This window comes from Acidovorax sp. KPB24-07, assembly GCF_057543315.1.
In genome coordinates this window covers 1-10,757 of the sequence record NZ_BAAJYS010000123.1, presented here as the reverse complement: position 1 = coordinate 10,757, position 10,757 = coordinate 1, and the positions used below count along the sequence as shown (strand labels likewise).

The window sequence follows — 10,757 nt, the reverse complement described above, 5'->3', positions numbered from 1 at the left end:
CACCGAACACCTGCTGGACGCCGGCTACCGCCGCATCGCCGTGCTGGCCGGCACGCACAGCACCACGGGCCAGGAGCGCCAGGCCGGCTACGCGGATGCACTGCGCGAACGCGGGCTGGCGCCCGATCCACACTGGGTCGCCCCCACGCGCGAGGCCGGCATGGCCGCCGCCACGGCGCTGCTGGCGGGCACCGGAGACATGCCGCGCCCGGACGCCTTGCTGGCCACGAACGGCCTGCTGCTGCTGGGCGCGGTGCACGCGATCCAGGCCGCGGGCCTGTCGATGCCGAACGACATCGGCCTGGCCGGCTTCGACAACAACGACTGGACGGCCCTGCCGGCCCTGGACGTGACAGTGATCGCGCAGCCCACCTACGACATCGGGCGCACCGCGGCCGAGTTGCTGCTGCAGCGGCTGTCAGAGCCCGAACGGACGGTAAGGCGGGTGGTGCTGGAAGGAGCGCTGCTGGCGCGGGGCTCCACGCGCAGGGGATGACGAGGCTGCGCTCGAAACGGTTGGCAGGGCATCGTCCGCCGAGCGATGCGCAGCACACCCCATCCAGGCTCAGCGCCGTTGGCTGCCGCGCGCCATGCCCGATATCGCGTAGGTTCCCGCTGCTTTGACAAGGACCCGAATGGCATGGGTCTTTTCCACCGTGTCGTGCTCGTACTGTGCCTTGATCGCGATCTCGATTCCGCTGCCCACCTTCCTGCACCGCATTTCCTGAATGGCGTACTGGCTGTGGTCGTCATTGAGTTCGGGAAACGCCAGGGTCCGGACCAACTCTGGCCTCCGCTCCTGCGTCGGCTGCGTGAGCCATTGCACGTAGATCTCGCTGCCCGCCCCTTCGTGCACATCGACAACGACCACGCGGTAGTAACCTGCCCGGTCCGCCTGGGTCCAGGCGCCGCAGGTTTCGACCTTTTGCACGAGAATGGGCAGTGACTCCACCTGGGCTTTGAGCAAGGAATCGCTGGCGTTGGCGCAAAAAGGCAACGCCAAAAACGCCCACCCAATGAATCGATTCACCACTTCGCCTTTGGATGAATGACGATGCCGGTGGTGATGTGCATGGTGCCTAACGCGAGCGCAGGGCTGGTGGCGGGCTTGACTCTCGGAGGAACCATGCGCCCCGTCTGTTCGATCAGCAACAAATCAGACTCCCTTTTGATGTGGAGTGGCATGCTAACCAAAACCCATCGCAACAGGCACAGATGGGCGTGGGCGCATGCTGCAAAGTGTCACCAGAGACGGCGCGAAACGAATCGTGGGCAGACTCCCGGGTGGCGAACTCGGCCCCGGCTCACCGCCGTTGCTGCAGCCAGGCCATGAGGGCCCCCTTCTCCATCGGCACGGCGATGTGGTACCCCTGGCCCTCATGGCAGCCCATGTCCAGCAGGGCGCGCAGCGCGGCGGCATCCTCGATGCCTTCGGCCAGCACCTGCAGCCCGAGCTTGCGACCCAGTTGCGCCACCATTTCCGCGATCCGGACGCCGTGCGGCTCGCCCAGGTGGCGCACGAAGGAGCGGTCGATCTTGATGCGGTCGAGCGCCAGCCGCTCCAGGTAGCTCAGCGAGGAATAGCCCGTGCCGAAATCGTCGATCGCGATGGAGATGCCTTGCGCGCGCAGGCTGGACAGGGTCGAGTTCAGCAATTGGGTGGGCAGCGCGGCCACCGACTCCGTGATCTCCAGCTCCAGCTGCGGCCCCTTTAGCCCGCTGTCCGCCAGGGCCGCGCAGACCGTGTCGAAAAAAGCGGGGTCCTGCAACTGCACGGACGACACGTTGACCGCCATGCGCCCGGGTGCATGGCCCGCCGCCAGCAACTCCCGCATGCAGGCGCACGCGGTGGACAGCACCCACTTGCCCAGCGCCACGATGAGTCCCGAATGCTCGGCCACCGGAATGAACTGGTCGGGCGATATCAGCTGGCCGTCGTCCGCGCGCCAGCGCACCAGGGCTTCCAGCCCCACCAGGCGCCGGGTCGCCAGGTCGATCTGCGGCTGATAGACCAGAAAGAGCTTGGCCGTGTCGATGGCCGCCCGCAGGTCGGACAGCAGCAGCGCCCGGGTGCGCGCCTCGGCCCCCATGTGGTCCGAATATTCCAGGTGCTGACCGCGATGGTCGCGCTTGGCGCGCTTCAAGGCGATGGTGGCGTCCTTGACGAGGTCGGCGCCCGCCTGCGGCACCTCGGGCAAGAAGACGTAGCCGCAGGTGAGCGACACCTTTTGCGCGACGCCATTCACCGCCAGGGGCTGGCGGACGCAGTCCAGCAGCCGCTGCAGCGACACCTGCGCCACCGCCCCCAGCACGCCGAACGTGTCCGCCCCCAGGCGGGCCAGCAGCACGCCCGGTGGCAGTGCAGCGGACAGCGCGCGGGCGACCCGCTCCAGCAGGCAGTCCCCGAAGCGGTGGCCCATGACGTCGTTGGTAGCGCTGAAATCGTCGATGTCGAGCAGCGCCAGGATGTGGCCGCGCGTGCCGAGGCGGGCGCATTCGTCCACCTTCTCGACGAAGTGCGCGCGGTTGGGCAGGCGGACCAGCGGGTCGTAATAGGCGTATTCATGCAGCCGCGCGAGCAGGCCGTGGTTGTGCAGCAGGGTGCCCAGGTTGGCGCAGAAGACGTCCAGCATCTGGGTATCGAGCGCGCCGCGCGCCGCGGGCACGTCGATGAAGACGGCCATGCCCTGCCGGCCCTGGTGCCCAATGTGCAGCGCCACGCCGCCATCGGCGGCATATCCATTGCCGCGGCCTTCCAGCACACGGCGCAGCACGCCCCATTCGGGCCGGGCGGCAACGGCGTCGAACGGGCCGTCGGCGAGGCCGGCGAACCGGCCGGCCGCCGCCAGCACCTGGAACCGGTCCGCAGTCTCTCCCTGCTGCGCGCACACCAGCGCATGGCATGCGACACCCAGCAATGCCGCCAGCTGGGTGATGACGCCCGAGGCGAAAGCCCGCGGATCGGTGGTCTCCAGCAAGGACGCGCTGGACCGCACGATGAGTTCCAGGCTGCGGCGGCTGGCCTCGGCGGCGCACAGCCGCTGGTAGGACCGCACGGAGGTGACGACCAGGGCCAGCAGCCGGTCATGCGTCAGCTCGGACTTGGGGCGGTAGTCGTTGATGTCGTACTGCAGCAGGGTGTCCAGGTCCATGACTGGCCCGGGCTGGCCCGTTCGCAGCACGATGCGTGCATTGGGCAGGCGTGCGGTGTGGCGGATGAAGTCCACCAGCGCCAAGGGGGTGCCGGCTGCCGCGACGGCGCCGCCCACTGGCTCCGAAGCCACGTCGAGCAGCACCATCGCCACGTTCGGCTCGCCCACGAGCAACGCGCGCGCTTCTTCGCCCGAAAAAGCGTGCCGCGACACCAGGGCGCGGCCGAAAAGCGTGCGCCCCTGCAGCGCCGCGCGCATGGCCGCATGCACGCCCGCGTCGCTGTCCACGACGAGGATCCGCCAGTCGGGCCCGCCCTGCGGGTCGCAGGTGCGGACGGTGCGCGCGGCGGCGACTTGCGGCGCGGGACAGTCGGGCACCACCCCGGCGTTCATGCGGCAGGCAGGTGGCGGCTGCACGGGGCGAGCGACACGCGATTGCGGCCGCCGCGCTTGGCGACGTACAAGGCCTCGTCCGCCAGACCGTAGGCGTTGTCGAAGGTGCCGCCCTGCGCCAGGCAGCTCAGCCCGAAGCTGGCCGTGATGCTGCTGCCATCGGGCAGGTCGAAGCGGTGGGACTCGATGGCCTGGCGCAAGGCCTCGGCCACCGGCATCGCCGTGTCGTGGCCCTGCCCCGGCAGCACCACGGTGAATTCCTCGCCGCCGACCCGGCCGACCTGCGCGGTCGGGGGCACGACGGCCTGCAGGCAGGCGACCACGCCCAGGATCACCCGGTCGCCCATCGGGTGGCCAAAACTGTCGTTGATGCGCTTGAAATGGTCGATGTCTAGCACGATCAGCGCGAGGCCGCCGCTTTGCAGCTGCTGGTTGACCCGCTCGATGATGGCCGCCCGGTTGAGCACGCCGGTCAGCGGGTCGTGGTTGGCCCGGTACTCCAGCTGGGCCGCCAGGTCCTGCAGCCTCAGGTTCAGCTGGTTCATGTCCAGCTCCGCCCGGTCGCTGCGGCGCACCAGGCGGCGCGTCTCCCGCAGCAGCCGCTCGTAGGCGACCAGCAGGTCCCCCAGCGCCTGACGGCAGGGGGCCTCTTCCAGGCCTGCATGCCGCTGGTAGGCGCTGCGTGCGACCAGCAAGGCCTGGTTTTCGGCTTCGAACAGGTCCGGGGGGGTCGCGGCGTCCATGGGCATCAGGCCGCGCTGACGGGGTGGGTCGAGAAATGGATGGCGGGAAAGTCTTCGCTGAGTTCCTGGCCGAATTCGAGGATGGTGTCGTCCTCCTCATCGTGGTACCAGTGCACCACGACCTCGTTGCCCGCGCCGGCCGCATCGCTGAGCGCCTCGATCAGGTTGAAGAGCATCTTGGTGCTCGAACTGTTGAAGTAGGCGAGCGCGATGCTCACCTCGATTTTGGTGTCCACCTGCCCGGCCAGGTAGGCCCTGAGCTGCGTGAGAACGTCGCCATAGAACGCCGCGGCATTCTCGGGGTAGGACTCGCCGCGCAAGCTCAGCGTATGGGCGTCGAACTTGAAGTCCACCTCCGGTGAACTGGGGGTCGGTGCGATGTAGAGGTTGTCCATCTGTGATCTCGATTCGTTTGCGGGCTTGGCGCGTCAGATCGCCGCTTTCAGATAGAACACCGGTGCCTGGTCGGGTCCTTGCGTCGCGTCGAAGCCAAATTCCAGCGGCTCACGGGCGTCGCGTGCCATGGTGAGGAACCCCATGCCTGCGCCCTTGCTGCCCTCGGGGGTCTCCTCGCGCAGGGTCTGGCGGTAGGCCTGCTTGATTTCTTCCAGCGTCATGCTGCGCAGCGCGGCCAGCTTCTCGCGCAGTTCGTCGGCGATGCGGGGCTCCACCGGGTTGGCGCACAGCAGCAGGAAGCTGCCGTCGGCTTCGCGGCGGATGCACACCGAGCCGTGGCGCAGTTCGCCGTTGTCATGGCTGGGCGGCGTGAGGGTGTCGGCGGAGTAATGGATGATGTTCTGCGCCATCTCCACGAAGGACGAGAACAGCTTGCGCCGGGTCGGTCCCGCCACGTCGGCGACCTCCAGCTGCAGTTTCACCGCATCGGCCATGGCCGCGATGATGTTCTGCGAGAAGTAGCCCACGTAGTAGAAGATGACGCGGTGCTGCCTGGCCAGGTTGAAGAAGGAACCGGGGTTTTCAGCGTTCATGAACGAGGGCATGGCGGATTTCCGTCTCAGGTGCGAAAGCAAAAAAAGGTGAGGTCGTCGCGGCGGTGGTGATCGCCCTGGCCCTGCCACTGCTCCAGCGCATCGAGCACAGCCCGGTTGATCTCCACGGGCGTGCGCTCCCGCTGCTCGAAAAGCAGCTCCCGCACGCGGCGTTTTCCCAGCGCGATCGCGCGCGGGCCGCCCACCTGGTCGATCAGGCCGTCGGTGCTGACGAAAACCAGCGTGCCGGGGGGCAGGATCAGCTCTTGGTTGTTCCAGGCGAAATCGAAGTCGCTGTCCACGTAGCCCACGCCTTTGCGCTGTCCCTCGATGATCTCGACCGCGTCGGCGCCGGGCCGCACCAGGAACAGCGACAGCCGGGCCCCCGCGAAGACCAGGCGCCCCTGCGCCGGCTCGAACCAGAAGCAGGCGGCATCCATGCCGTCGTTGGAGCGCTCCGTGCCTTCCTGCGCATCCTGCTGCCCCAGCATCTGCTTGATGCTGCGGTTCACGCTGCCCAGCAGCTGCGCGGGATCGCGGGCGCCGTGCTGCTTGATCGCCTGGTTGAGGCTGGTGGAGGCGATCAGGGTCATGAAGGCGCCCGGCACGCCATGGCCCGTGCAGTCGGCGACGGTGGCGAACCAGCCGTCAGGCTCGGTGCTGAACTGGTAGAAATCGCCCCCGACCACGTCTCGCGGCTCCCAGACCAGGTGCGCGCCGGGGCACACGCGTGCCAGCGCCTCGAGCGAACTGCGCAGCGTGGACTGCTGGATCACGCTCGCGTATTCGATGCTGTGCATGACCTGGCGGTTGCGCGAGGCCTGCATGTCCGCCACCACACGCATCAGCTGCAGCCCGTTGCCCACGCCGATGAAGGCGCCCTCGTGGGTGATGATGAAACCATCGGACAGGGCCTTTTCGCCGCATTCCACCGTCTTGAACGTCAGCGCCTCGATGTCCAGCGCGGCATCGACGATCAGCGGTTCCTTGTCCATGAACGCGATGCAGCTCTTGCGGCCGTAGAGCTCCATGCGAAACGGCTTGCTCATCTGGGAGAGGAAGATGTTGCGGTTGATCAGCCCGATGGGCTGCCGACCCTCCACGACAGGCAGGCTGACGAGGTCGCGGTGCTGGCCGAACACCTCCATGACCTGTTCGTTGGTCTGGTCGGTCGTCATGCAAGGCACCATGGTGCACAGGTCCGCCGCACTGGGCTGACGGAAACGGGGCCGAAAGCTGCTCAGGTACTCGGAATTTGCGGACATGGGGGCCAGGGGTGTTTGTTAGCAAATGTTATTCATTACATGTTTCGCTTCGATGACAGGATGGTGACGGTATGGCGCTGCGCAGAGGCCGTCGAGCCTCCGGGCCATTGAAGGGGCGGCTTCAGAAGGACGGGGGATGTGCCAGGAACGGGTGCTTTCCCATTCCGTTGCGATGAAGGGGCGAGCCCCACGGCGGCGCACGGCAAGGAGGCCACGCTCCGGGGGCCGGCACGCTGCGCGCATGCCTGCCGTTTCGATTCGGACCCCGACGACAGCGCCCGCCACCGCGGTCGGATCGTTGGTGTGAATGCCGATGCCTACGCTTTGCGTGGCCTGACCTTGCCGGCCGCCAGCTTGGCACGCTCCCGCGCCACCTCGACATCGGCATCGAACGCCAGCGCCACGCCCATGCGCCGCTTCACGAAACTCTCGGGCTTGCCAAACAGGCGCAGGTCGGTGTTCGGCACGCGCAGGGCCTCGTCCACGCCGTCGAAGGCGATGCCTTGCGCATCCATGCCGCCGTAGATGACGGCGCTGGCGCCCGGGCTGCGCAGGGCGGTGTTGACGGGCAGGCCCAGGATGGCGCGCGCGTGCAGCTCGAACTCGCTCTGCACCTGCGTGGCCAGGGTGACCAGGCCCGTGTCGTGCGGGCGGGGGCTCACCTCGCTGAACCACACGGCATCGCCCTTCACGAACAGTTCCACCCCGAAGAGCCCCTGGCCGCCGAGGTCGTCGGTCACGGCCTTGGCGATCTCACGGGCGCGCTCCAGGGCCGCGGGGCGCATGGGCTGGGGCTGCCAGCTTTCCACGTAGTCGCCGCTGACCTGGATGTGGCCGATGGGTTCGCAAAAGTGCGTCTCGGGCTGGCCGCCTTCGCCGAGCGCGCGCACGGTGAGCAGGGTGATCTCGTAGTCGAAGTCGATGAAGCCTTCGACGATGACGCGGCCATGGCTCACGCGACCGCCGGCCATGGCGTAGTCCCAGGCCTTTTGCACGTCGGCCGGGCCGTCGATCTTGCTCTGGCCCTTGCCGGAGCTGCTCATCACGGGCTTGACGATGCAGGGGTAGCCGATGCCGCCGTCAATGGCCGCCTGCAGCTCTTCCAGCGAATTGCAGAATTGGTAGGGGCTGGTGGGCAGGCCCAGCGTTTCGGCGGCCAGGCGGCGGATGCCTTCGCGGTCCATGGTCAGGCGCGCGGCGCGCGCGGTGGGAATCACGCGCACGGTGCCGGCGGCCTCCAGCTCTTCGAGCATGGGCGTGGCGATGGCCTCGATCTCGGGCACCACGAGGTGGGGCCGCTCGGCCTCGATGAGCGCCTTCAGCTGGGCCGGATCGCTCATGGTGATGGTGCGCGCGTGGTGGGCCACCTGCTGGCCGGGCGCGTTCTCGTAGCGGTCCACGGCAATGGTCTCCACGCCCAGGCGCTGCAGGGCGATGAGGACTTCCTTGCCCAGCTCGCCCGAGCCGAGCAGCATGACTTTGGTGGCCGAGGGCGAAAGGGGGGTGCCGAGAGTGGTCATAGCAGGTGAAGGGATGGAATGAAGAAGAAGGGTCGGAAAAAAACGGGGGCTCGGTCCCGGAGGACGGCGAACAATAATAGACGCCCATGGCGCATCCCCCCCTTCTCCAGATCGATCACCTGCACAAGCGCTACGGCGATGCCACGGTGGTCGACGATGTCTCGTTCTCCATCGCGCCCGGCGAATGCCTGGGCGTCATCGGCCCCAACGGCGCCGGCAAGACCACCACCATCCGCATGTGCCTGGGCCTGACCGCGCCCGACGGCGGCAGCGTGCATTTCCACCCGGAAGGGGCCGGCTCGCCGCTCGCCATGCCCCAGGACGCGCTGGCCATCAAGGCGCAGCTGGGCGTGGTGACGCAGTTCGACACGCTGGACCCGGACTTCACCTGCGCGGAGAACCTGCGCATCTTCGGCCGCTACTTCGGGCTCAAGGGCGCGGTGATGCAGGAGCGCGTGCCGCGCCTGCTGGAGTTCGCGGCACTCACGCACAAGGCCGGCGCCAAGCCGGGCGAGCTGTCGGGCGGGATGAAGCGGCGCCTGTCGCTGGCCCGCGCCCTGGTGAACGACCCGCGCCTGCTGCTGCTGGACGAGCCCACCACCGGCCTGGACCCGCAGGCCCGCCACCTGATGTGGGAGCGCCTGCAATTGCTGGTGCAGCAGGGCAAGTCGATCCTGCTGACCACGCATTTCATGGACGAGGCCGAGCGCCTGTGTTCGCGCCTGCTGGTGCTGGACCACGGCCGCAAGATCGCCGAAGGCCGCCCGCGCGAGCTGATCGCCGAGCACCTGGAGCCCGACGTGGTGGAACTGTTCGGCGTGGGCGCCGTGGCGCTGGCCGAAGACGCCGCCCTGCGCCCGCTCGCCGCCCGCGTGGAGGCGAGCGGCGAGACGGTGTTTTTCTACACGCACGACGCCCGGCCGCTGCTGGCCGCCCTCAGCACGCACGGGCACCTGCGTACGCTGCACCGGCCGGCCAACCTGGAAGACCTGTTCCTGAAGCTCACCGGCCGGCAGATCCGCGAAGACGGCTGAACCGGCCGCCTGGTAAAAAAGCCGGGCCGCGCGGCTTTGGAAAAAAAATATTTCGCGCGGCCTGCATCCAAACGGCGTTCCCATGGGTAGTACCTGCAGCAGCGGAGATTGCTGCTGCTTTTTTCAACCCAACCGAAGACAAGGGAAACGCCATGACCATCCAGCCAACGCTCTCTCGCCTCATCCCCCTGACCGGCGCCATCGCCGCCGCGGCCCTGCTCGCGGCCTGCGGCTCCATGTCGGCATCGGGCCCGAAGTTCTCACAGGACAGCCTGCCCGAGTCGATCAAGGTGCCGGCCGGCAACAAGGTGGCCTGGGAAACCGTGGGCGTGGGCGACATCACCTACGAATGCCGCGACAAGGCCAACATGCCCGGCCAGACCGAATGGGTGTTCGTGGGACCGAAGGCCGTGCTGAACGACCGCAGCGGCAAGCAGGTGGGCACGTATTACGGCCCGCCCGCCACCTGGGAGGCGCAGGACGGCTCCAAGGTCACCGCCACGCAGCTGGCCGTGGCGCCGGCCGGCACCGGCAACCTGCCCTACCAACTCGTGAAGGCCAACCCGGCCATGGGCTCGGGCGCGCTGACGGGCGTGACCTTCATCCAGCGCGTGGCGCTCAAGGGCGGCGTGGCCCCGGCCGCGGCCTGCACCGCCACCAACAAGGGCGACCGCCAGACCGTGAAGTACCAGGCCGACTACATCTTCTGGAAGGCCGCCTGACGGCCCGGGCGGGTCTTTCAGGGTCGAAAGCCTTTGGAGCACGGTCATGTCGGCTACCATGCGGCCCACGTTCCGGGCGGCCGATCGACGCCAGCGCCCGGCCTTCGACCGCTGGAGCCACCGCCCCTTGCCTTCCACGCCTGCCGCTGACGACGACTTCGACTACGAAGCCACCCTGGCCCGCTGCGCGGCGGGCGACCGGCAGGCCATGCGCCGCCTGTACGAGCACGAGGGGCCGCGCCTGCTGGGCGTGGCCTGGCGCATCGTGCGGCAGCGCGCGCTCGCCGAGGACATCGTGCACGACGCCTGCGTGAACATCTGGACGCGCGCCGGCAGCTTCGATGCCAGCCGGGGCAGCGCCCGCGGCTGGATCTACAGCGTGGTGCGCAACCTGGCCCTGAACGCCGTGCGCGATGCGGGCCGCACCTCGACGTGGACGACGACACCGTGCAGGCCCTGGAGGCCGAGCAGTCGGTGCAGGCCCACCGCGAGATCGCGGAAGCCTTCGAACTCAACGCCAGCCTGGGCCGCCTGCAGCACTGCCTGGAGGGCCTGGACCCGGCGCGGCGCAACTGCGTGCTGCACGCCTATGTGGATGGCTGCTCGCACGGCGAAATCGCCGAACGCCTGGGCGCGCCGCTGGGCACCGTGAAGGCGTGGATACGGCGCAGCCTGACCTCGCTGCGGGAGTGCATGGCATGACCGCGCCGATCCCCCATCCCGCCGTGCCCGAAGACCTGAACCTGCTGGCCGGCGAGTACGTGCTGGGCACCTTGTCCGCCGCCGCCCGCGCCCGCGTGGCGCAGCGCCTGGCATCGGACCCGGCCCTGCAGCGCGCCGTGGCCGACTGGGAAGCGCGGCTGCTGCCGCTGACCGGGCTGGCCGAGCCGATCGCACCGCCGGCCCAGCTGTGGACGCGCATCGATGCCTCGCTGCAGG

Annotated in this window: 10 protein-coding genes and 3 pseudogenes; 5 read left to right on the top strand and 8 right to left on the bottom strand. The window is 68.5% G+C overall.

The features are described 5' to 3' along the window. The coding region (locus AC27IQ_RS13750) for a substrate-binding domain-containing protein (RefSeq protein WP_487089793.1) at positions 1-496 on the top strand (496 nt) is incomplete at its 5' end. A gap of 69 nt (positions 497-565) precedes the next feature. Here AC27IQ_RS13750 and AC27IQ_RS13745 read toward each other — a convergent pair. The 8 genes from AC27IQ_RS13745 to purT form a co-directional block, all read right to left on the bottom strand. Next, on the bottom strand, positions 566-967 hold the full coding sequence (locus AC27IQ_RS13745; protein WP_487089792.1) for a hypothetical protein: 402 nt from the start codon (positions 965-967) through the stop codon (positions 566-568). A 59-nt stretch (positions 968-1,026) separates the two neighbouring features. Further along, the gene (locus AC27IQ_RS13740; RefSeq protein ID WP_487089791.1) at positions 1,027-1,152 is read right to left on the bottom strand and encodes a hypothetical protein; all 126 of its coding nucleotides are present in this window, start codon (positions 1,150-1,152) and stop codon (positions 1,027-1,029) included. 152 nt (positions 1,153-1,304) lie between these two features. Further along, positions 1,305-3,545, bottom strand: coding sequence for a putative bifunctional diguanylate cyclase/phosphodiesterase (locus AC27IQ_RS13735; RefSeq protein WP_487089790.1), 2,241 nt, complete (start codon positions 3,543-3,545; stop codon positions 1,305-1,307). Continuing rightward, the gene (locus tag AC27IQ_RS13730; RefSeq protein WP_487089789.1) at positions 3,542-4,288 is read right to left on the bottom strand and encodes a GGDEF domain-containing protein; all 747 of its coding nucleotides are present in this window, start codon (positions 4,286-4,288) and stop codon (positions 3,542-3,544) included. Before AC27IQ_RS13730 ends, AC27IQ_RS13735 begins: the two co-directional genes overlap by 4 nt. Before the next feature lie 5 nt (positions 4,289-4,293). Next, entirely contained in the window at positions 4,294-4,683 is a 390-nt protein-coding gene (locus AC27IQ_RS13725; RefSeq protein ID WP_284405222.1) for a DUF1987 domain-containing protein, read from the bottom strand. Positions 4,684-4,716: 33 nt separating this feature from the next. Beyond that, positions 4,717-5,289 (bottom strand): SiaB family protein kinase, encoded by a 573-nt coding sequence (locus AC27IQ_RS13720; RefSeq protein WP_284402851.1) that lies wholly within the window; start codon positions 5,287-5,289, stop codon positions 4,717-4,719. 14 nt (positions 5,290-5,303) lie between these two features. Continuing rightward, positions 5,304-6,542, bottom strand: a complete 1,239-nt coding sequence (locus tag AC27IQ_RS13715; RefSeq protein WP_487089788.1) for a SpoIIE family protein phosphatase — start codon at positions 6,540-6,542, stop codon at positions 5,304-5,306. Positions 6,543-6,859: 317 nt separating this feature from the next. Next, complete coding sequence (gene purT, locus AC27IQ_RS13710; protein ID WP_317356057.1) at positions 6,860-8,062, bottom strand: formate-dependent phosphoribosylglycinamide formyltransferase; 1,203 nt, start codon at positions 8,060-8,062, stop codon at positions 6,860-6,862. Between the two features lie 161 nt (positions 8,063-8,223). On the opposite strand from purT, the pseudogene AC27IQ_RS13705 reads away from it, so the two are divergent. From AC27IQ_RS13705 to AC27IQ_RS13690, 4 genes and pseudogenes are all read left to right on the top strand, one after another. After that, positions 8,224-9,096, top strand: a pseudogene (locus AC27IQ_RS13705) (ATP-binding cassette domain-containing protein); the annotation flags it as partial. A 152-nt stretch (positions 9,097-9,248) separates the two neighbouring features. Then, entirely contained in the window at positions 9,249-9,818 is a 570-nt protein-coding gene (locus AC27IQ_RS13700; protein ID WP_272567102.1) for a DUF3455 domain-containing protein, read from the top strand. 127 nt (positions 9,819-9,945) lie between these two features. Further along, positions 9,946-10,520: pseudogene (locus AC27IQ_RS13695) on the top strand (sigma-70 family RNA polymerase sigma factor). After that, positions 10,517-10,757 (top strand): annotated as a pseudogene (locus AC27IQ_RS13690) (RNA polymerase subunit sigma-70); the annotation flags it as partial. The pseudogenes AC27IQ_RS13695 and AC27IQ_RS13690, both read left to right, overlap by 4 nt.